General features: G+C 61.8%; 15 protein-coding genes. 7 read left to right on the top strand and 8 right to left on the bottom strand.

Annotation, left to right across the window (positions count from 1 at the left end):
- Positions 1-5: 5 nt before the first annotated feature.
- Positions 6-1,001 (bottom strand): catabolite repressor/activator, encoded by a 996-nt coding sequence (gene cra, locus D109_RS0116005; RefSeq protein WP_017477776.1) that lies wholly within the window; start codon positions 999-1,001, stop codon positions 6-8.
- A gap of 293 nt (positions 1,002-1,294) precedes the next feature.
- Between cra and ptsP the strand changes: the two genes are divergently transcribed.
- The 4 genes from ptsP to D109_RS0115985 are packed head-to-tail and all read left to right on the top strand — an operon-like array spanning position 1,295 to position 8,392.
- Complete coding sequence (ptsP, locus tag D109_RS0116000) at positions 1,295-4,153, top strand: phosphoenolpyruvate--protein phosphotransferase (protein ID WP_017477775.1); 2,859 nt, start codon at positions 1,295-1,297, stop codon at positions 4,151-4,153.
- Entirely contained in the window at positions 4,154-5,074 is a 921-nt protein-coding gene (gene pfkB, locus D109_RS0115995; RefSeq protein WP_017477774.1) for a 1-phosphofructokinase, read from the top strand. It abuts the gene before it with no gap.
- An 11-nt stretch (positions 5,075-5,085) separates the two neighbouring features.
- On the top strand, positions 5,086-6,795 hold the full coding sequence (locus tag D109_RS0115990; RefSeq protein ID WP_026078007.1) for a PTS fructose-like transporter subunit IIB: 1,710 nt from the start codon (positions 5,086-5,088) through the stop codon (positions 6,793-6,795).
- Between the two features lie 55 nt (positions 6,796-6,850).
- Positions 6,851-8,392 (top strand): alkaline phosphatase, encoded by a 1,542-nt coding sequence (locus D109_RS0115985; protein WP_017477772.1) that lies wholly within the window; start codon positions 6,851-6,853, stop codon positions 8,390-8,392.
- 150 nt (positions 8,393-8,542) lie between these two features.
- Here D109_RS0115985 and D109_RS0115980 read toward each other — a convergent pair whose 3' ends face one another.
- On the bottom strand, positions 8,543-11,068 hold the full coding sequence (locus tag D109_RS0115980; protein ID WP_026078006.1) for a sulfite reductase flavoprotein subunit alpha: 2,526 nt from the start codon (positions 11,066-11,068) through the stop codon (positions 8,543-8,545).
- A gap of 134 nt (positions 11,069-11,202) precedes the next feature.
- The gene (locus tag D109_RS0115975) at positions 11,203-13,494 is read right to left on the bottom strand and encodes a TonB-dependent siderophore receptor (protein ID WP_017477770.1); all 2,292 of its coding nucleotides are present in this window, start codon (positions 13,492-13,494) and stop codon (positions 11,203-11,205) included.
- A 219-nt stretch (positions 13,495-13,713) separates the two neighbouring features.
- On the opposite strand from D109_RS0115975, the gene D109_RS0115970 reads away from it, so the two are divergent.
- Complete coding sequence (locus tag D109_RS0115970; protein WP_017477769.1) at positions 13,714-14,394, top strand: Fe2+-dependent dioxygenase; 681 nt, start codon at positions 13,714-13,716, stop codon at positions 14,392-14,394.
- 2 nt (positions 14,395-14,396) lie between these two features.
- Positions 14,397-15,197 (top strand): tetratricopeptide repeat protein, encoded by an 801-nt coding sequence (locus D109_RS0115965; protein WP_017477768.1) that lies wholly within the window; start codon positions 14,397-14,399, stop codon positions 15,195-15,197.
- 66 nt (positions 15,198-15,263) lie between these two features.
- Here the strand turns inward: D109_RS0115965 and D109_RS0115960 are convergent, their stop codons facing one another.
- The 5 genes from D109_RS0115960 to D109_RS0115940 form a co-directional block, all read right to left on the bottom strand.
- On the bottom strand, positions 15,264-16,427 hold the full coding sequence (locus D109_RS0115960) for a type III PLP-dependent enzyme (protein WP_003215969.1): 1,164 nt from the start codon (positions 16,425-16,427) through the stop codon (positions 15,264-15,266).
- Between the two features lie 458 nt (positions 16,428-16,885).
- Positions 16,886-18,043, bottom strand: a complete 1,158-nt coding sequence (locus D109_RS0115955) for a betaine/proline/choline family ABC transporter ATP-binding protein (protein WP_008437274.1) — start codon at positions 18,041-18,043, stop codon at positions 16,886-16,888.
- Positions 18,040-18,693, bottom strand: a complete 654-nt coding sequence (locus D109_RS0115950; protein WP_003215973.1) for an ABC transporter permease — start codon at positions 18,691-18,693, stop codon at positions 18,040-18,042. The genes D109_RS0115955 and D109_RS0115950 overlap by 4 nt, the downstream gene beginning before the upstream one ends.
- Before the next feature lie 11 nt (positions 18,694-18,704).
- The gene (locus D109_RS0115945) at positions 18,705-19,598 is read right to left on the bottom strand and encodes a glycine betaine ABC transporter substrate-binding protein (RefSeq protein WP_003215975.1); all 894 of its coding nucleotides are present in this window, start codon (positions 19,596-19,598) and stop codon (positions 18,705-18,707) included.
- Positions 19,599-19,636: 38 nt separating this feature from the next.
- Positions 19,637-20,389: an ABC transporter permease gene (locus D109_RS0115940; RefSeq protein WP_233092015.1), complete on the bottom strand. Its 753-nt coding sequence runs from the start codon at positions 20,387-20,389 to the stop codon at positions 19,637-19,639.
- A 295-nt stretch (positions 20,390-20,684) separates the two neighbouring features.
- Between D109_RS0115940 and D109_RS0115935 the strand changes: the two genes are divergently transcribed.
- A complete protein-coding gene (locus tag D109_RS0115935; protein WP_017477767.1) occupies positions 20,685-22,268 on the top strand; it encodes a peptide chain release factor 3 in 1,584 nt (527 codons plus the stop codon).
- Positions 22,269-22,363 lie beyond the last annotated feature (95 nt).

Raw genomic sequence — 22,363 nt, 5'->3', positions numbered from 1 at the left:
ACCGCTTACTCCGAGTGAATCCGCTGCTTGAACGTGCGGCCGATGGCATGCACCCCTGGCGCGTAGTGCTGTTCTTCAACCGCCGCCAGCGCCAGGCGCAGCGCGGTGTCGGCGATCAGTTGATGCTGCTGGGCCATGGCGTTCACCGGCAGCGGCAGGAAATCCAGCAACTGCGTGTCGCCAAATGTCCCCAGGCGCAGTGTGCGGGATTTGAGCGGGAAGTCATGCAACGCATCAAAGACCCCTTGCAGCAGGACGTAGGACGTCGTCACCAGCGCGTCAGGCAAATGCCCCAGGCTTTGCAGCAATTGCTCCATCAACTGTCGGCCACAATCGCGGCTGAAGGACTCGCCTTGTTCGATCAGCACTTCACCGTTGAAGTCTTTCAGCGCTTCCTTGAAGCCAGCGGCACGCTCCTGACTGATGCTCAGCTCTGGCCGGGCGCCGATCAACACGATCTGCTTGGGCAGCGGTTGCAGCAGGCTGCTGGTCAATTGCTGGCAGGCCTGGCGATCATCACTGACCACCGAGCAAAACTGCGTAGACTCCATGACCCGGTCGATGGCGATCACCGGCAGGCCCTTGGCTTGCAGCTCGCGGTAGCTGTCATCGCTGGCCGGCAGGCAGCTGGCGACAAACAACGCATCGCAACGGCGGGCGCGGAACAGTTGCAGCAATTGCCGTTCACTGTTGGCGTCGTCATCGGAACTGGCGATCAGCAGTTGATAGCCACGCGCCCGGGCGCCTTGCTCCAGGAGCTTGGCGATACGTGCGTAACTGGGGTTTTCCAGGTCTGGCAGGATAAAACCCAGGGTACGGGTATGCCGGCTGCGCAGCCCGGCGGCCTGGGGGTTGGGCGTAAAGCCATGTTCTTCAACCACGGCACGCACCCGTTCGACGGTTGCGCTGCTGATCCGTTGCTGTTCGGCCTTGCCATTGATGACGTAGCTGGCGGTGGTCACAGACACACCGGCAATGCGCGCGATATCACTGAGTTTCAAACCGGGATTTCCTTGTTTTTTAGAGCTTGCCCCGACACTTTGTCCAATCGTAACCGATTACTGCAGACGACCATTGTCGCAACTCAACAGCCGAGTGGCGCTTCAATCATGGGAAATTAACGCGTAATCTGCCATAAATTCTAGATTAAACGTTTCAGCAAGCGTATTTTTACGATTATCGCGACGAGCGTGGTCCTGCCAACTGACCACTCAGTCAATTTTTTCGAACGCCTTTGCACTGATTTATTCAAAATAATACCTAGTGCGCGCGCCGCACTAACTAGGAGAACGGCATGCTTGAGCTCACCCACGAGCAGATATCCATGGGCCAGACGGCTGTGGATAAGTCTGCTGCCTTGCAACTGCTCGCTGAAAAACTGGTGGCCGATGGCCTGGTCGCCGAGGGTTACCTCAGTGGCTTGCAAGCGCGTGAAGCCCAAGGCTCGACCTTTCTCGGCCAAGGCATCGCCATCCCCCACGGCACTCCCGAAACCCGCGACCAGGTGTTCGCCACCGGGGTGCGCCTGCTGCAATTTCCCGAAGGTGTGGATTGGGGCGATGGCCAGATCGTCTACCTGGCCATCGGCATTGCCGCCAAATCCGACGAACACCTGCGCCTGCTGCAACTGCTGACCCGAGCCCTCGGCGAGACCGACCTGGGCCAGGCCCTGCGCCGCGCCAGTTCTGCCGAAGCGCTGCTGAAACTGCTGCAAGGCGCACCGCAGGAGCTGGCGCTGGACGCACAGATGATTGGTCTGGGCGTGTCGGCGGACGATTTCGAAGAACTGGTGTGGCGCGGCGCACGCCTGCTGCGCCAAGCCGATTGCGTAAGCAATGGCTTTGCCGCCGTGCTGCAACAAGTCGATGCGCTGCCCCTGGGCGATGGCCTGTGGTGGCTGCACAGCGAGCAGACGGTGAAGCGCCCGGGCCTGGCTTTTGTCACCCCGGACAAACCGATGCGTTACCTGGGCCAGCCATTGAGCGGCCTGTTCTGCCTGGCCAGCCTCGGCGAGGCTCACCAGACCTTGCTCGAACGCCTGTGCGCCTTGCTGATTGAAGGCCGCGGCCAGGAACTCGGTCGCGCCACCAGCAGCCGCGCCGTATTGGAAGTACTCGGCGGTGAACTACCCGCCGATTGGCCAAGCGTGCGCATCGCCCTGGCCAACGCCCACGGCCTGCATGCGCGCCCCGCGAAGATCCTCGCGCAATTGGCAAAAAGTTTTGAGGGTGAAATCCGTGTGCGCATCGTCGATGGCGATGTCAGCGCGGTGTCGGTAAAAAGCCTGAGCAAGTTGCTGAGCCTCGGCGCGCGGCGTGGCCAGGTGCTGGAATTTGTCGCCGAGCCAATCATTGCCGGTGACGCCTTGCCCGCCCTGCTGGCCGCAGTGGAAGAAGGCCTTGGCGAAGAAGTCGAGCCGCTCCCAGCGGTCAGCGCCCAGCAGACCGTGGTCGACATCGAACCGGTGCTCAGCGCGCCAGCCTCCGGCAGCCTGATCCAGGCCATCGCCGCCGCCCCCGGCATCGCGATTGGCCCGGCGCATATCCAGGTGCTGCAACCCTTCGAGTACCCGCTGCGCGGCGAGTCGCCGGTGATCGAGCGCCAGCGCCTGCTCGCGGCATTGACCGACGTGCGCCGGGATATCCAGGGCCTGATTGAACGCAGTCAATCCAAGGCCATCCGCGAGATCTTCATCACCCACCAGGAGATGCTCGACGACCCGGAACTGACCGACGAAGTCGAGACGCGCCTCAAGCAGGGCGAAAGCGCCGAGGCTGCCTGGATGAGCGTGATCGAAGCCGCCGCCAAACAGCAGGAATCGCTGCAGGACGCCTTGCTCGCCGAGCGCGCTGCTGACCTGCGTGACATTGGCCGCCGCGTGCTGGCGCAACTGTGCGGTGTCGAAACCGCCCAGGAGCCGGACGAACCCTACATTCTGGTGATGGACGAAGTCGGCCCCTCGGACGTCGCGCGCCTGGACCCGGTGCGCGTTGCCGGCATCCTCACCGCCCGTGGCGGCGCCACTGCCCACAGCGCCATCGTCGCCCGTGCCCTGGGCATTCCCGCGCTGGTGGGTGCAGGCCCGGCGGTGTTGCTGCTGGCCGCGGGCACGCCGTTGCTGCTGGATGGCCAACGCGGTCGCCTGCATGTCGACGCCGACGCAGCCACTTTGCAGCGCGCCACCGTCGAACGCGACACCCGCGAACAACGCCTGCAAGCCGCCGCCGCGCAACGCCATGAACCGGCGCTGACCCGCGACGGCCATGCCGTCGAAGTGTTCGCCAATATCGGCGAAAGCGCCGGGGCTGCCAGCGCGGTGGAGCAGGGCGCCGAAGGCATCGGTCTGTTACGCACCGAACTGATTTTCATGGCCCACAAACAGGCGCCCGACGAAGCCACCCAGGAAGCCGAATACCGCCGCGTACTCGACGGCCTCGGCGGTCGGCCACTGGTGGTGCGCACCCTGGATGTGGGCGGTGACAAACCGCTGCCTTACTGGCCGATCGCCAAGGAAGAAAACCCCTTCCTCGGCGTGCGCGGCATCCGCCTGACCCTGCAACGCCCGCAGATCATGGAAGCGCAATTGCGCGCGCTGTTGCGTTCGGCGGACAACCGTCCACTGCGCATCATGTTCCCCATGGTCGGCAGTGTGGACGAGTGGCGTCAGGCCCGGGACATGACCGAGCGCCTGCGCCTGGAAATCCCGGTGGCCGACCTGCAATTGGGGATCATGATCGAAGTACCGTCGGCTGCCTTGCTGGCGCCGGTGCTGGCCAAGGAAGTGGACTTCTTCAGCGTCGGCACCAACGACCTGACCCAGTACACCCTGGCCATCGACCGTGGCCACCCGACGCTGTCGGCCCAGGCTGACGGCCTGCATCCGGCCGTGTTGCAACTGATCGACATCACCGTGCGCGCCGCCCATGCCCATGGTAAATGGGTCGGCGTTTGCGGCGAGTTGGCAGCCGACCCGTTGGCGGTTCCGGTGCTGGTCGGCCTGGGTGTGGATGAGCTGAGCGTGTCTGCGCGCAGCATCCCCGAGGTCAAGGCACGGGTACGTGAATTCAGTCTGAGCGAGGCCCAGGGCCTGGCCCAAAAAGCCCTGGCGGTGGGTTCCCCCGCCGAAGTGCGTGCGCTTGTGGAGGCCGTGTAAATGGCAAGGATTTTAAGCCTGACGCTGAACCCGGCGTTGGACCTGACGGTGCGCCTGGCGCGCCTGGAACCGGGTGAGGTCAACCGCAGTGAGGCGATGATCACCCATGCTGCCGGCAAGGGCGTGAACGTCGCTCAAGTGCTGGCGGACCTTGGCCATCAGGTGACCGTGGGCGGCTTTCTTGGCGAGGACAATCCCCAAGCGTTCGAGATGCTGATTGCCCGTCGCGGTTTTACCGATGCCTTTATTCGCGTGCCGGGCGAAACCCGCAGCAATATCAAGATCGCCGAGCAGGACGGGCGGGTCACGGACGTCAACGCACCGGGCCCGCTGGTCAGCGAGCAGGCGCAACAGGCACTGCTTGAGCAGTTGGCGCGGATTGCTCCGGGACACGACGCTGTCGTCGTGGCCGGCAGCCTGCCACGCGGCATCACCCCCCAGTGGTTCCAGGGCCTGCTGCAGCAACTGAAAAACCTCGGTTTGAAAGTCGCCCTGGACACCAGCGGCGAAGCGCTGCGCGCCGGGTTGAACGCCGGCCCATGGCTGGTCAAACCCAATACTGAAGAACTGGCCGATGCCCTCGGTCATGCCATGGATGCTGTCAGCCAACTGCACCGACAAGGTGTTGAGCATGTGGTGGTCTCCGACGGTGCCGCCGGTGTGAGCTGGTACCGCCCGGATACCGCGCTGCACGCCACGCCACCTAAAGTAACGGTGGCCAGTACCGTAGGCGCCGGCGACTCGCTGTTGGCCGGGATGCTTCACGGTTTGCTCAGTGGTGATACACCGGAGCAGACCCTGCGCCGCGCCACCGCCATTGCTGCGATGGCGGTCACGCAAATCGGCTTTGGCATCACCGATGAGGCACAGCTTGAGACTTTGCAGAGCGGCGTCCACGTGCGCCCGCTGACAGAACAATAAGAGGGTTGGTCATGAAGTTAGCCATTGTTACTGCCTGCCCGAACGGTATGGTCACCAGTGTGCTGTGCGCCCGCTTGCTGGACGCCGCCGCCCAGCGCCAGGGCTGGAGCACCAGCGTCGAAGTGGTCGATGTGCAACACCCGGAACGTCAATTGTCGGCGGCCACCCTTGAAGCCGCCGAGTGGGTGTTGCTGGTCAGCAGCACGCCGGTGGACATGCAGCGTTTTGTCGGCAAACGCGTATTCCGCAGCACGCCGGCCCAGGCGTTGCAGGATGTGGACGCGGTGTTACGTCGCGGGGTCGAAGAGGCTCAGGTGCAGGAGGCTGATGCGGCACCGGCGAAAAGCACGCCGCGCATCGTCGCGATCACCGCGTGCCCGACCGGCGTCGCCCACACCTTCATGGCTGCCGAAGCGTTGCAGCAAACCGCCAAGCGGCTCGGGTATGACCTGCAGGTGGAAACCCAGGGTTCAGTGGGCGCCCGTACGCCGCTGAGTCCCGAAGCGATTCGTGATGCCGACGTGGTGCTGCTGGCGGCCGATATCGAAGTCGCTACCGAGCGCTTTGCCGGCAAGAAAATCTACCGCTGTGGCACCGGGATCGCGCTCAAGCAATCCGAGGCGACCCTCAACAAGGCGCTGGCCGAAGGCAAGCAGGAATCCGCTGCCAGCGGTGCTGCCGCCAAACCGGAGAAGTCCGGCGTCTACAAACACTTGCTCACCGGCGTGTCGTTCATGCTGCCGATGGTGGTGGCGGGCGGTCTGCTGATCGCCCTGTCGTTTGTGTTCGGCATTCATGCCTTTGAAGAAAAAGGCACCCTGGCTGCCGCACTGAAAACCGTCGGCGACCAGGCCTTCATGTTGATGGTGCCGCTGTTGGCGGGTTATATCGCCTACTCGATTGCCGACCGTCCGGGCCTGGCTCCCGGCATGATCGGCGGCCTGCTGGCCAGCACCTTGGGCGCGGGGTTTATCGGCGGGATCTTCGCCGGTTTCCTGGCCGGCTACTGCGTCAAATTCATCAGCCGTGCGATCCGTTTGCCCCAGAGCCTCGAAGCCCTCAAGCCGATCCTGATCATCCCGTTGCTGGCGAGCCTGTTCACGGGCCTGGCGATGATTTACCTGGTAGGGCCGCCGGTGGCGAAGATGCTCACCGGCCTCACGGATTTCCTCAGCACCATGGGCACCACCAACGCCGTGCTGCTGGGCATCTTGCTGGGCGGCATGATGTGCGTTGACCTGGGTGGCCCGATCAATAAGGCGGCCTATGCGTTTTCCGTCGGCCTGCTGGCGGCGCAAAGCGGTGCCCCCATGGCCGCGACCATGGCCGCCGGCATGGTGCCGCCCATTGGCATGGGCATCGCCACGTTGCTGGCGCGGCGCAAGTTCGCCCAAACCGAGCGCGAAGCCGGCAAGGCTGCGTTGATTCTCGGCATGTGCTTTATCTCCGAAGGCGCAATTCCGTTTGCCGCCAAGGACCCGCTGCGGGTGATTCCGGCGAGCATCGCTGGCGGCGCGCTGACCGGTGCGCTGTCGATGTATTTCGGCTGCAAACTGATGGCGCCCCATGGCGGGTTGTTTGTGATGCTGATCCCGAATGCGATCAACCATGCGCTGCTGTATCTGCTGGCGATCGTGGCGGGGAGTTTGTTGACCGCTGTGGTGTATGCGTTGATCAAGCGTCCCGAAGTGGTCGAGCTGACGGTCACGCCGGTGTCATAACTCGTTCATCCCTTCATGCTTAAGTTTCCCTTTTGCTGCTCGAGAGGGAACCTGCATGACCCACTTCAACCTCGGTCGCCGCCGTGTGATGCAAGCCGTCGGCGCCGGCCTGTTGCTGCCGGGCTTCGCGCCTGCGGTGATCGCCTCGGTCAAGGATCGCCCGCAACTTACCGACGGCGTGCAGTCCGGCGACCTGTTGGGCGACCGCGCGATGATCTGGAGCCGCAGCGACCGCCCGGCGCGGATGGTGGTGGAGTGGGACACCCGTAGCGTATTCAGCAACCCGCGCAAATTCGTTTCGCCCCTGGCCGACAACCGCACGGATTTCACCGCCCGTGTCGAACTCACCGGACTGCCCGTCGACCAGGCGATTTTCTACCGTGTGCACTTCGAAGACGCCCAGACCGGCGTGGCCAGCGAGCCCTGGTTCGGCCACCTGCGCAGCGTGCCGCAACAGCGCCGGGACATCCGCTTTGTGTGGAGCGGCGACACCGTTGGCCAGGGCTTTGGCATCAACCCGGACATCGGCGGCATGCGCATCTACGAAGCCATGCGCTTGCGCCTGCCGGACTTCTTTATCCACAGTGGCGACACCATCTACGCCGACGGCCCGGTGCCCGCGCAACTGACCACCGAAGACGGGCGCATCTGGCGCAACATCACCACCGAAGCCAAAAGCAAAGTCGCCGAAACCCTGAATGAATACCGGGGCAACTATCGCTACAACCTGATGGATGAAAACGTACGCCGCTTCAACGCCGAAGTGCCGCAGATCTGGCAGTGGGACGATCACGAAGTGATCAACAACTGGTCGCCGAGCAAGCAACTGGATGAGCGCTACACGACCCGCGACATCAACACCCTGGTGGGCCGTGCGCGCCAGGCCTGGCTGGAATATTCACCCATGCGCCGGCAAAGCGCCGATCAGGGCGGGCGGATTTATCGCAAGCTCAGCTACGGCCCGCTGCTGGATGTCTTTGTGTTGGACATGCGCAGCTATCGCGGGCCGAACGACGACAACCTTGGCGGCGAAAAACCGTTTCTTGGACGTGAGCAACTGGACTGGCTCAAGCGCGAATTGAAAGCCTCCCAGGCGCAATGGAAAGTCATCGCTGCCGACATGCCCATTGGCCTCGGCGTGCCCGACGGTGAGGTCAGCCCTGGCGTACCACGTTGGGAAGCGATCGCCAACGGCGACCCGGGCCCGGCCCAGGGACGGGAACTGGAAATCGCCGAATTGCTCGCGTTCCTGCGGGCGCAGCAGGTGCGTAATCACCTGTGGCTGACGGCGGACGTGCATTACTGCGCGGCCCATCATTACCATCCGGATCGGGCGGCGTTTCAGGACTTCGAGCCGTTCTGGGAGTTTGTCGCCGGGCCACTGAATGCCGGGAGTTTCGGGCCTAATCCGCTGGATAAAACCTTTGGCCCGGAAGTGGTGTTCGAGAAGGCGCCGACGGTGCAGAACAGCTCGCCGTTTGCCGGGTTCCAGTTTTTTGGCGAGGTGCAGATTGATGGGCAGACGGCGGAACTGACGGTGATTTTGCGGGACCTGGATGGGGTTTCGGTGTTTGAGCAGAAGCTGGCGCCAGTGTGATTGCAATGCAATCTACCTACTGAAGAAGAGCCAATGTGGGAGCGGGCTTGCTCGCGAAGGCGGTGTGTCAGTCAACAGATGTATGGACTGATCCACTGCCTTCGCGAGCAAGCCCGCTCCCACATTTTGATCGGTGTATCTTCAGGGGGGTCAGTAAACATCCCTGCGATAGCGGCCCTGCTCGATCAACCGCTCAACCGCCTCACTGCCCAGCACCTCATGCAGCACCTGATCCACACCCGCCGCCATCCCCTGCAAACTGCCGCAGACGTAAATCGCGGCGCCCTCGGCGATCCATTTACGCAACACATCCGCTGATTCACGCAGGCGATCCTGAACGTAGATTTTCTCTGCCTGGTCCCGGGAGAACGCCAGGTCCAGCAATGCCAGGTCACCGCTGGCCAGCCAGCCTTGCAGCTCGTCCTGGCAGTGGTAGTCGTGGGCGATATTGCGTTCGCCAAACAGCAGCCAGTTGCGCTGCTGACCGTCGACAATCCGTGCCTTGAGCAAACTGCGCAACCCGGCAAGGCCGGTGCCGTTGCCCAGCAGAATCATCGGCACCGGCTCGTTCGGCAGGTGGAAACCACTGTTACGCCGCAGTCGCAGGCTGATGGTCGAATCCAACGGTGCATGTTCGGTCAACCAGCCGGAACCCAAGCCCAGGCTGCCATCGGGGTGACGTTCCTGGCGCACGATCAGTTCCAGCACGCCGTCACTGGCAATCGAGGCGATGGAGTATTCGCGCATGCCCAGCGGCACCAGTGCATTGACCAATGCCTGGGCATGCAGGCCCACCAGGTGGGCGCGATTGTCCGGTAGCTGACGACTGGCCAACGCCTGGTCGAGGGTGTGTGCAAGGCCGTCGATCACCACGCCTTCGCTGCCCCCCAGCCCCATGCCCTCGAGGAAATGTTCGATGGCCCATGGGCAATTGCGTGGCAACACTTCCACCAGGTCGCCGGCCAGCCAGTCCCGAGGGGCGGGCGGGGTGAGCCCGAGCAAGTAGACGCCGGAGCCGCTGCTGTCCGGATTGAGCAGGGTGCGTTGCTTCAGGGTCCAGTTTTCATAGGTCGCGCTGGTCCATGCTGCCGCGGGTGCATGGCCGGTCAGTTGGCCCAGTTGTTGTTGCCAGTGCAGCAACGCATCGGTGTCGCCGCTGTCGACTTCCACCGGGGCAAACAGCGGGTTGCCGCCCTGGTTGGTCAGCCAGAAATGCAGGCGCCGGGCGAAGCCGCAGAAGTGTTGGTACTGGCGATCGCCCAAGGCCAGCACCGAGTAGTTCAAACCCTTGAGAGAGAGGTCCTGGCCGAGCACGCTGCGTTCGAACGCCCGGGCGCTGTCCGGTGCTTCGCCGTCGCCGAAGGTGCTGACCACAAACAATGCATGGCTCGACTGGCGCAGATCTTCTTCGCTGACGCTGCCCAGCGATTGCACCTTCACCGGCAAACCGGCGGCCTGCAATTGGCCGGCGGTCTGCCAGGCCAGTTGCTCGGCAAAACCGCTCTGGCTGGCAAAACCGATCAGCCAGGCAGGTGCGTTGCTGTGGTTGTCCGTCAGGCCTTTACGCGCATCGCGGACCTGGCGCTTCTTGCGGCGACGGTCCAGGTACAGCAGCCAGCCGGTGATAAAGAACAGCGGCATGAGCAGCGCGGTGAGGGTCAGGATGATGCGGCCGGGCAGGCCGAAATAGCTGCCGGTGTGCAGCGCATAGATGCTGGTCAGGATCTGTGCCTTGAAGCTTTTGCCGGCGTAGGTGTCATGGGATTTGACCTCGCCGTTGGCCGGGTCGAGGTTGATCTGGTTCAGTGCGCGGTCGTGAGGTGAGGTCTTCAGCAAGTAGTAGACGGTGGCGGGTTGCCCGGCGACCGCCGGCATACGGATGTTATAGCTGCTCAAACCGGGCCCGGCGTTGCTGTAGATACTGCTCCAGATTGCGTCGTAATTGGCCACCGGCGCAGGACCTTCCGGCGCCGGACCGCGCTTGCGCACGCGTTCGTTTTGCGGAGCGTCGGACATCAGTTTGGTCAGGCCATTGCTGTACCACTCGTAGGACCAGAACAGCCCGGTCAACGCTGCCAGAAGATAGAACAACAGGCACCAGGTGCCGAACACCGAGTGCAGGTCCCAGTTGAAACTGCGGCCTTTTTTGCGCCAGTCCAGGGTCAGCCACGCACGCCAGCTTGCCACTTGGCGCGGCCAGCGCAGATACAGGCCCGAGAGGCAGAAGAACACCAGGATCAGCGTGCAGGCACCGGTGATTTGCCGGCCGGTGTCGCCGATGGCGAGGAAGCGGTGCAATTGCAGCACGAAGCCGAAGAAGTCCTGGCCGACCGCATCGCCCAGGTAGTCGCCGGTGTACGGGTCGAAGTAGCACATCTGCCCGCGACGTTCACCGGGCGGCGGGGTGAACCAGACCTTGGCCGCGTGGGTGCTGTCGGGTTGCACCGTGAGCATCGACACCGCTTTGCCTTCACGGGCTTCCAGCAGGTGCACCAGTTCAGCCGGCGGCAATACGCCGGCCGGACGCTTTTCCACCGTCAACACCGTCGGGTTCAGCGCCTCGATGATTTCATCCTGGAATGACACCGTCGCGCCGGTGATCCCCATCAAGGCCAACACCAGCCCGGCGGTAATGCCGAAGAACCAATGCAACTGGAACAGGGTTTTCTTCAACACGTCGTGCGGCCTCGTCATCAGGTTAGGTGTTTCACGGCGCGCATTATGCCGCGAGTTGTCGAGAAACATTCTTTTTTACACGCAAAAACCCCACGCATCCGATGCGTGGGGTTTTTTCGGTGATTTGTATCGATTTAGAAATGGAAACTGGTGGTCAGCATCGCCGTACGACCCGCTGCCTGGTTGGCGAAGTGCGCCGCGAACGCCTTGTCGTAGTAGGTCTTGTCGGTGAGGTTTTGCACGTTCAACTGCAGGTCAACGTTCTTGGTCAGCTTGTAGCTGGCCATGGCGTCGTAGCGGGTGTAGGACGGCACGTAAACGGTGTTGCCCGCGTCGCCGTAGACTTCGTCGACATAGAACGCGCCGCCGCCGAGGGTGAGCTTCGGTGTCACGTCATAGGTTGTCCACAGGCTGAAGGTGTTCTTCGGCGTGTTGGGCATCTGGTTGCCTTTGTTGGAGCCGGCGCTGACGACGCCGTTACGGCCGTTCAAGCCAGGGTCCACCAGCTCGCTTTTCAGGTAGCTGTAGCCGGCGAACACTTGCCATTGATCGGTCAGCTTGCCGCTGGCGGACAACTCCAGACCGTCGACGCGGGATTCGCCGCCGTTTTCATAGGTCAGCGCGTCCACCAGGATGCGTGTGTTTTTCTTCTCGGTGCGGAACACCGCGGCGGTCAGGGACAGGCGATCGTGGAACATGTCCCACTTGGTGCCCAGCTCGTAGTTGACGGTTTCTTCGGGTTTCAGGTCGCTGGTCGCGGCACCGGCAGACAGCGGGTTGCCGTCGGCGCCTTCACCCACCGGGCCGCCGGCTGGCGATGCCGAAGTGGCGTAGGACGCGTAGATGCTGCCGTTTTCTACCGGCTTCCAGACCAGGCCGGCCTGCCAGTTGAAGAATTGGCTGTCGTTCTTGATCTTGCTGCGGGCCGGGACGGTAGCGGTCGGCACCGCGTTGGTGTTGGCCACGGTGTCGAAGGTGTCGTAGCGCAGGCCGACGTTCAGCAGCCAGTTCGGGTCCAGTTCGATGGTGTCGAACACATAGGCGGCGCGGCTGGTGGCTTTGGTGTTGGTGCCGTTGTAGTTGCGCGCGATGCTGCTGTTCCAAGGATCATTCGGGTTTGGATTGCTCAACGACGTACAGCTGGGCGTGGTGCCGGGATTACAGACTTGCGCGTTGTTTGAGCTGCCGAAGTTGTAGCCGCTGACGCGGGTTTCTTCACCGGTGAACTCCAGGCCCGTGGAGTAAGAGTGTTTGAAGCCCAGGGCCTGGAAGCTGCCGAACAGATCCGTCTGGTTGGTGGTGGTTTCGGTGGTGGACACGCGTGCGTTGGCGCGGCGCCATACGGTACCGAACTGGCTGACATTGCGCTTGCTGTCGTCCGGTTGCGTAAGGATGTAATCCTGCCCGGTGTTGCCATGACGCAGGGTGTTTTTCAGCGTCATGTTGTCGTTCAGGTCGTGTTCGATGGAGACCGTGCTGATGTCGGCGCGGGTCTTGCGGAAGTCGCGGCTCTTCAGGCCGTAGAAGTTAGTGCTGTCGCCGCCGTCGGTGGGTTTGTCATGCACGTGGGCGGTGGCGGTCGGCGAGCTGTAGCCATACGGAATCCCCGAATCCGGCAGGTCGTTGCTTTCCATGTGGTAGTAGCTGAGGTTGACGCGGGTCGGAGTGCCGAGGCCGAAGGTCAGCGACGGCGCCACGCCCCAACGGTCGTAGTTGACGGCATCACGCCCGGCGACGTTCTGTTCGTGGCTCATCAGGTTCAGGCGAAACGCCGCGCTGTCGAGGAACTGACGGTTGACGTCGAGCACGTAGCGGCGGGTCTGATCGGAGCCGTAGGTGAAACCGCCATTGGTGAAATCCCGCGCCTGTGGAGTCTTGCTCACCAGGTTGAGGCTGCCGCCGGCCGAGCCGCGACCGCCGAAGGACGAGTTGGGGCCTTTGCTGACTTCGATGGACTCGATGTCGAAGATCTCGCGGCTCTGGCCGCCGGCGTCGCGCACTCCGTCGAGGTACGTGTCGCCCTGGGCGTCAAAGCCGCGAATGAACGGACGGTCGCCCTGTGGGTTGCCGCCTTCACCGGCGCCGAAGGTTATCCCCGGCACGGTGCGCAATGCGTCCTGCAACGAGGTGGCGGCGGTGTCCTTGAGGACTTGCTGCGGCACGACGGTGACCGAGCGCGGGGTGTCTACCAGCGGCGCGGTGTACTTCTGCGAGGAGGCTTTTTCGACCTGGTAGGACGTGCTGTCCTGTTCCTGGCCGGTGATGCTGGTGGCTCCCAGGGAAATGCTGCTGCGCTCGCCTTTCTGCTCGGTGTCTTCAGCGGCTTGCGCCAGTTGGGCGGCAGAGCTGGCGCTGATGGCAACGCCGATGGCCGAGGCCAGCAGACGCGGTGAACTGGCAGGTGTTTTTATCGAAATGCGCGGCATGAAAGTGTCCTTTCCCCAAGGAGGTGAGGCCGCGGAATATAGGGAGAACAAGACTTTATATCAATTGAGATACATTACTATTCGCACTGAATTTACATTCTTTACACTTTTTGCTTACGGTTTTTACGATCTCGTTCGTCCTTTGGGCGGGAGTGGGGTTGTACACAGTCAATAAGAATCACTACCATTGGCGCCTCACTGTTTTCAGGTAATGCCTCCATGTTGCTGCACATTCCCGGCCTGTTCTCTCGTGAGGAAGTGCTGCGCATCCGCGACGCCTTGACGCAGACCGAGTGGGCCGACGGCAAAATCACTGCCGGGCACCAATCGGCCAAGGCCAAACACAACCTGCAACTGCCGGAAGGCCACCCACTGGCGCAGGAAATCGGCGCGGCGATCCTTGATCGGCTGTGGAAAAATCCGCTGTTCATATCAGCGGCGTTACCGCACAAGGTCTTCCCTCCGTTGCTCAACTGTTACACCGCCGGTGGCAGTTTCGACTTTCATATCGACAATGCCGTGCGCCAGTCCAAGGGCAGCCACGAGCGGGTGCGCACCGACCTTTCCTCCACGGTATTTTTCAGCGACCCCGACGACTACGACGGCGGCGAGCTGGAAATCCAGGACACCTTCGGCCTGCAGCGGGTCAAGTTGCCGGCGGGCGACATGGTGCTGTACCCCGGCTCCAGCCTGCACAAGGTCAACGCGGTGACCCGTGGCGCGCGCTACGCCTCGTTTTTCTGGACCCAAAGCCTGGTGCGCGAAGACAGCCAGCGCACGCTGCTGTTCGAGATGGACGGTGCGATCCAGCAACTGAGTCGGGACGTTCCCGACCACCCGGCGCTGATCCAGCTTACCGGCACCTATCACAACCTGCTGCGCCGCTGGGTTGAGGTCTGACCGTGGGCTTTTTATTGCGCCGTGAAGAAGTCCTCAACGTTGAACAATTGCAGGCCATGCTCGACGATTCCCCGGTGCGCGCCGCCCAGGCGATTTTGATCGCGGCGAAAGAGGGTGTTGTGGATGCCCAGGCGCTGCTCGGGCAAATCCTGCTGGAAGGCCGCGGCATCGAACGCGATGAAGCGTTGGCGTTGCGCTGGTTCCGCATTGCCGCCCAAGGCGGGCACCTGATGGCGCGCAATATGCTCGGGCGTTGCCTGGAGCATGGTTGGGGCTGTGGGGCGGATCCCGTGGCAGCAGCGCGGGAATATCGTCTGGCGGCGGAAGCCGGGCTGGATTGGGGGTTGTACAACTACGCCAACCTGCTGGCGACCGGGCGTGGGGTTGCCGAGGACCAAACCCGGGCGCTGGCGTGTTATCGACAGGCGGCGCAATCGGGCCATGCCAAGTCGATGAACCTGCTGGGGCGTTATCTGGAAGAAGGGCAGTTTTGCCCGAGGGATCTGGAGGCGGCAGTGGAGTGGTATCGCCGGTCGGCGCAAGGCGGGGATTTTCGCGGGCAGTTCAGTTATGCGGCGGTGTTGGCGGATCAAGGTCAGATCGAGGCTGCGCTGGAATGGCTGCGCAAGGCCCTGGCGGGCGGGAATTTGAAGTTCTTGCGGGTGGCGCACAAGGCGTTGTCGGCCGCCAATGATCCGCAGATTCGGGCGATGGCCGAGATTTATCAAGCGCATGCCATTGAACTTGCTCGTTCCCACGCTCTGCGTGGAAATGCCGCCCTGGACGCTCGGCGTCCGCTCTAAGGGCGTAACGCAGAGCGTCACCGGATGCGTTCCCACGCAGAGCGTGGGAACGATCAGGGCGTGGGTTTACAGGTAGAACGATTTCAGTGGCGGGAAGCCATTGAACTCAACCGCGCTGTAGCTGGTGGTGTAGGCACCGGTGGACAACCAGTACATCCGGTCGCCAATCGCCAGGTTCAGCGGCAGGCCGTACTTGTAGTTTTCGTACATGATGTCGGCGCTGTCGCAGGTCGGGCCGGCGATGACCACTTCTTCCATCTCGCCTTTCTTCTCGGTCCAGATCGGGAACTTGATGGCTTCGTCCATGGTTTCGATCAGGCCGGAGAATTTGCCCACGTCGGTGTATACCCAACGCTCGACGGCAGTGCGGGATTTGCGCGCAACCAGTACCACTTCGCTGACCAGGATGCCGGCGTTGGCGATCAACGAACGGCCCGGCTCCAGGATGATTTCCGGCAGGTCGTCACCGAAATCTTCCTTGAGGAAGCGGATGATTTCTTCGGCGTAGGTTTCCAGGCTGTTGGTACGGGTGATGTAGTTGGCCGGGAAGCCGCCGCCCATGTTGATCAGCTTGAGGTGGATGCCGTCTTCTTCCTTCAGGCGCTCGAAGATCACTTTGACCTTGGCAATCGCCGCGTCCCACACGCTGATGTCACGCTGTTGCGAGCCGACGTGGAAGGAAATGCCGTAAGGCACCAGGCCCAGGTCGCGGGCGAGGATCAGCAGGTCCATGGCCATGTCGGTCTGGCAGCCGAATTTGCGCGACAGCGGCCAGTCAGCCGTGGTCGAGCCTTCGGTGAGAATACGTACATACACTTTCGAACCCGGGGCGGCCTTGGCGATGTTGCGCAGGTCGGCTTCGGAGTCGGTGGAGAACAGGCGCACGCCTTTCTCGTAGAAGTAGCGGATGTCCTTGGATTTCTTGATGGTGTTGCCGTAGCTGATACGGTCAGGGCTGACGCCGCGGTCCATGACCTTGTCCAGCTCGTAGATCGACGCGATGTCGAAGCTCGAACCCTTGTCTTTGAGGAGGTCGATGATCTCGACGGCCGGGTTGGCCTTGACGGCGTAATACACCTTGGCGAATTCGAAACCGGCGCGCAGGTCATCGTAGGCCTGGCTGATCATCGCGGTGTCGATCACCACGAACGGGGTTTCCTGGGTATCGGCGAACGCCTTCATTTTGTCAAAAGTGGCGCGCGCGAAATAATCTTCGACCTGGATCGACATGCTGGGAACTCCTACTGGCAAACTAAATTGATCAATGGGTGCAAATGAACGTCCTCCGTATCCCCACTTTGGTTCGCCTACTTCCCAAGGCATGTCGCCGAAAGCAAAAAGGCCATGGGATCAACCGCTTCCCTTGGCCTTGCTGTCTCGTCGTCAGTACTTGAGCCGGATGGATCGTTTCCAGCATGGACGTTCGGCGCGAACTTTAGGACGTGAGGGGCTATAGATCAACTAAAAATGTCGCGTTTTTGCACGCGTTCGTCGTGAGGCCGTGTGCAGCTACTTATGTAACCGACCGGTATGACGGATTGATGTTCCCCCAGGAGTGTTATTCGAGGGGAACTGGGAGCGCTTTTGTGGCGAGGGAGCTTGCTCCCGCTGGAGTGCGTAGCGCTCCCGGCTTTTTTGGGGCTGCTGCGCAGCCCAACGGGAGCAAGCTCCCTCGCCACAAGGGGATATCAGGCCAGTGCTGTCTCGGCGGGCGACACAATACTGGTCTTGCCCCCACGGGACTTACCGGAGCTCAGGTACTCGGCAATCGACTCCTGGGTCACTTCCCCCAGGAACACCCGCTCCGCATCCATCACCGGCAACCACGAGCGGTTGAACTCGTACATGCGCGACAACAGGATGCGCAAATGCTCGTCGTACGCCGCCGTGGCGTTGAACTCGCGCAGGTATTGGCCGCAGGTACCGGTCTGACGATGCAGATCGCGACGGCGCACATAACCCAGGGCTTTGTTCTCGGCGTCGGTCACCACCACGTAGCGACGGTCCAGTTCGTCCATCTGCTCCAGGGCGTCCGCCACTGGCGTTTCAGGGCTGACCGACGGCGCGTTGTCCGCCGCATCTTCAGCTTTCACCAGCAACAGGCGCTTGAGGGTGCTGTCCTGGCCTACAAAGTTGCTGACGAATTCGTCGGCAGGGTGGGCCAGCAGGGTGTCCGGGTGGTCGATCTGCAGCAGCTTGCCGGCGCGGAAGATCGCGATCTTGTCACCCAGCTTGATGGCTTCGTCGATGTCGTGGCTGACCATGATCACGGTCTTGTTCAGCGCACGCTGCATCTCGAAGAATTCGTTCTGGATCATCTCGCGGTTGATCGGGTCGACCGCGCCGAACGGCTCATCCATCAGCAGCAACGGTGCATCCGCCGCCAGGGCACGGATCACGCCGATCCGCTGTTGCTGGCCACCGGACAGTTCACGCGGGTAGCGATGCAGGTACTGCTTGGGTTCCAGCTTGATCATGCTCATCAATTCGCGGGCGCGGTCGTGGCATTTCTGCTTGTCCCAACCCAGCAGCTTGGGCACCACCACGATGTTTTCTTCGATGGTCATGTTCGGGAACAGGCCGATCTGCTGGATCACGTAGCCGATGTTGCGACGCAGGGTCACTTCATCCAGGTCGGTGGTGTCTTCGCCGTTGATCAGGATCTTGCCGGAGGTCGGCTTGATCAGGCGGTTGATCATTTTCAGCGTGGTGCTTTTGCCGCAGCCCGACGGGCCGAGGAACACGCAAATTTCGCCTTCGTTGACGGTCAGGCTTACGGAATCAACGGCGGTGATGGTCTTGCCGTTGCTTTGGAAGGTCTTGGTCAGGTTTTGAAGTTCGATCATTTGAGCAGTCCTTTTGGAGTCAGCGTGCGTTGCAGCCATTGCAGAAGCAGGTCGGCGAAGATGGCCAGGAGACTGACCAGTACGGCGCCAACGATCAGCATCGACATGTCGCTGCGGCTGATGGAAGCCAGAATAAGTACACCCAGGCCACCGGCGCCGATGGTGGCGGCGATGGTCATCACACCAATGTTCATCACCACGGCGGTGCGCACACCGGCGAGGATCACCGGCACGGCAATCGGCAGCTCGACCATGCGCAGGCGCTGGCCGAAGGTCATGCCGATGCCTTTGGCGGCTTCACGGATGCCCGGCTCGACGCCAGTGAGGGCGAGGTAGGTGTTACGCATGATGGGCAGCAGGGAATAGAGAAACACGGCGGTGATCGCCGGCATCGGCCCCAGGCCCTGGCCGAACTTGGAGTAGAACGGCAGCAGCAGGCCGAACAAGGCAATCGACGGCACGGTCAGCAGCACCGTGGCGCTGGCTTGCAGTGGGCCGGCGAGGGTCGGGAAGCGGGTCATCAGCACGCCCAGGGGCACGCCTACGACGATTGCCAGGATGACTGCAATGCCGACCAGGGTGATGTGCTGCCAGGTCAGGTGCAGGACTTGGGCCCAATCAAGATGGGAAAAGGCGTTCAGGAATTCCATGTCTTCTCCTCTTAGTTGATCGGATGCTGGCGCAGGAAATCTGCGGCCACGGCGGACGGGCTTTCATGGTCGACGTCGACCCGCGCATTCAGCTGGCGCATGGTTTCGTCGTCGAACAGCGCGGCCAGCGGCTTGAGATCAGCGGCCAGTTGCGGGTGGGCATCGAGGTAAACCTGACGCACCACCGGCGCGGCGGTGTAGTCCGGGAAGTAATGCTTGTCGTCTTCCAGCAGCTTCAATTTGAAGGCGTTCAGGCGACCGTCGGTGGTGTAGACCAAACCGGCAAACACCTGGCCATTACGCAGCGCGGTGTAGACCAGACCGGCGTCCATCTGCCGGGTGTTTTTGCGGGTCAGGTTCATGTCGTACAGCTTGACCATGCCGGCCATGCCGTCGGAACGGTTGGCGAACTCGGTGTCCAGGGCCACTAGGCGGTTTTCCTTGGTTTTCTCGGCCAGTGCCGCGGTCAGGTCGCTGATGCTGTTGATCTGCGGGAATTCCTTGGCCACGTTCTCTGGCAGGGCCAGGGCGTAGGTGTTGCTGAATTTCGAAGGGGAGAGCCAGACCAGGCCTTTTTTCGCATCGAGTTCTTTCACTCGGGCGTAGGACTGTTCGCTGTCGAGTTTCTCGTCGACATGGTTGTAGGCCACCAGCGACACGCCGGTGTATTCCCAGATCAGGTCCAGTTGCCCGCTTTCCTGGGCACTGCGTGCCAGGTTGCTGCCCAGGCCGCCGGTCACACGGGTGTCGTAACCCTTGGTGCGCAGGTACTGGGAAGTGATTTCGGCGAGCAGGGTCTGTTCAGTGAACACCCGGGCGCCGATGCGGATGACCGGTTTTTCAGCAGCTTGCGCAAACCCTGCGAACAGCAGGACGCAGCTCAATATCAATGTCAGTTTTTTCATGTGAATTCCTGTTTCAGGCCTAAGACGGGGCCAAAGCCTTAAGACGGACGCAACCCGCGTTCCAGCCAAAGGCGGCTGGCCATGGTCACCAGACCGTCGAGCAGCAAGGCCAGCAGCGCGGTGCACGCGGCGCCGAGCAGCAGTTGCGGCTGATTGTTCAGGGCGATGCCGGGGAAGATCAGGCTGCCCAGGCTGTTGGCGCCAATCAGGAACGCCAGGGGCGCGGTACCGACGTTGATCGCCAGCGCGACGCGCACACCGCCGATGATGATCGGCACGGCGTTGGGCAGTTCCACGCGAAACAGCACCTGGCGCGGCGTCATGCCGATGCCGACGGCAGCTTCTTTCAGGGAACCTTGAACGTTTTTCAGGCCTTCATAGGTGTTGCGCACGATGGGCAGCAACGAGGCGAGGAACAGCGCGAAGATCGCGGGGCCGCTGCCGATGCCAAGGACACCGAGGGCGATGGCCAGTACGGCCAGGGGAGGGACGGTATTGCCGATGTTGAAGATCTGCATGAAGCGTTCTGCGCGCCCGACCATGTTGGGTCGGCTGAGCAGGATACCGGCGGGAATCCCTACGATCAGGGCGGCCAGCATCGAAACCAGGACTAGGATCAAGTGAGCTTGCAGGTAAAACAACAAATCGTCGCGGTACAGTTCGATCGTGTTGATGCCGATCCAGTGGACCAGCAGGGCCAGGAGAGCGACGACAACCGCTCCTCCTATCAGCCCTTTGCCATAGCGAATAGCCACAGGCGGACTCCTTTTTTCTTTTGTCGGCGAACACATTTCCGAGCGGCAATGCCATTCCTGGCTGTCGGCGAATGTGATCGCGAATAGCAGCTCGCCAATACCGGCAACGCGGTATGAGGTCGAGCCATGAGCGCAGCCTCGTCAGGCTAACTTGCTGATTTTTCAGCCCCTGTTACGAGTGCGATAGCAGGGGAGTGGACGTCTCTACCTTTTAAAAGGTTCCATACTTGGCAGCAATTAGCCACCCCCAATTGGGCGAACGGTGGTCTGTAACCCCGGGTTTGCGCTATACTCGCCGCCCTTTTTTGACTCACCTGCCAGGCGATTTCCCATGACCCACCAGGCCGCCGAAGTCGCGAAACGCCGCACTTTCGCCATTATTTCCCACCCCGATGCCGGTAAAACCACCATCACCGAAAAGCTGTTGCTGATGGGCAAGGCGATCGCGGTGGCCGGCACGGTGAAATCCCGTAAATCCGACCGCCATGCCACCTCCGACTGGATGGAAATGGAAAAGCAGCGTGGTATTTCCATTACCACGTCGGTCATGCAGTTCCCGTATCGCGACCACATGATCAACCTGCTCGACACCCCGGGCCACGAAGACTTCTCCGAAGACACCTACCGCACCCTGACCGCGGTGGACTCGGCACTGATGGTCCTCGACGGCGGTAAAGGCGTTGAGCCACGGACCATCGCGCTGATGGACGTCTGCCGCCTGCGGGACACGCCGATTGTCAGCTTTATCAACAAACTCGACCGTGACATCCGCGACCCGATCGAACTGCTGGACGAAATCGAAGCCGTCCTGAAAATCAAGGCCGCGCCGATCACCTGGCCGATTGGTTGCTACCGCGACTTCAAGGGCGTGTACCACCTGGCCGACGACTACATCATTGTGTACACCGCCGGCCATGGCCACGAACGGACCGATGTGAAAATCATCGAGAAGCTCGACTCCGACGAAGCCCGCGCCCACCTGGGTGACGAGTACGACCGGTTTGTCGACCAGCTGGAACTGGTGCAGGGCGCCTGCCACGAGTTCAACCAGCAGGAATTCCTCGACGGCCAGCTGACGCCGGTGTTCTTCGGTACCGCCCTGGGCAACTTCGGTGTCGATCACGTGCTCGACGCCGTGGTCAATTGGGCTCCCAAGCCGCTGGCCCGTGTTGCCAACGAGCGTACCGTGGAGCCGGTGGAAGAGAAGTTTGCCGGCTTCGTGTTCAAGATCCAGGCGAACATGGACCCGAAACACCGCGACCGTATCGCCTTTATGCGCATCTGCTCCGGCAAATACGAAAAAGGCATGAAGATGCGCCACGTGCGTACCGGCAAGGACGTGCGCATCGGCGACGCCCTGACCTTCTTCTCCTCCGAGCGTGAGCAACTGGAAGAAGCGTTTGCCGGCGACATCATCGGCTTGCACAACCACGGCACCATCCAGATCGGCGACACCTTCACCGAAGGCGAAGCGCTGGGCTTCACTGGTATCCCGCACTTCGCCCCGGAACTGTTCCGTCGCGTACGCCTGCGCGATCCGCTGAAATCCAAGCAACTGCGCCAGGGTTTGCAGCAGTTGGCGGAAGAGGGGGCCACTCAGGTGTTCTTCCCGGAGCGCAGCAACGACATCATCCTTGGCGCCGTCGGTGTGCTGCAGTTCGATGTGGTGGCCAGCCGTCTGAAAGAGGAATACAAGGTGGAATGCTCCTACGAGCCGATCACCGTGTACTCCGCGCGCTGGATTGATTGCAGCGATAAGAAGAAGCTGGAAGAGTTCAAGATCAAGGCCGTGGAAAACCTCGCGATCGACGGCGGTGGTCATCTGACCTACCTGGCCCCGACCCGGGTCAACCTGGCGCTGATGGAAGAGCGCTGGCCGGATGTGAAATTCCGCGCGACCCGTGAGCATCACTAAGGGTTAGGGATATAAGAGAGGGCGAAGCTGTGATGGCTTCGCCTTTTTCTTTGGCTGCTATCCGGGTTGTTTCATTGGCGAAAACTTCAGTTCGG

The sequence above is a fragment of the Pseudomonas sp. PAMC 26793 genome (assembly GCF_000313235.1).
GTDB classification, from domain to species: domain Bacteria; phylum Pseudomonadota; class Gammaproteobacteria; order Pseudomonadales; family Pseudomonadaceae; genus Aquipseudomonas; species Aquipseudomonas yamanorum.
The sequence above is the reverse complement of the archived record's forward strand: the minus strand, read 5'-3'. Positions and strand labels throughout refer to the sequence as shown.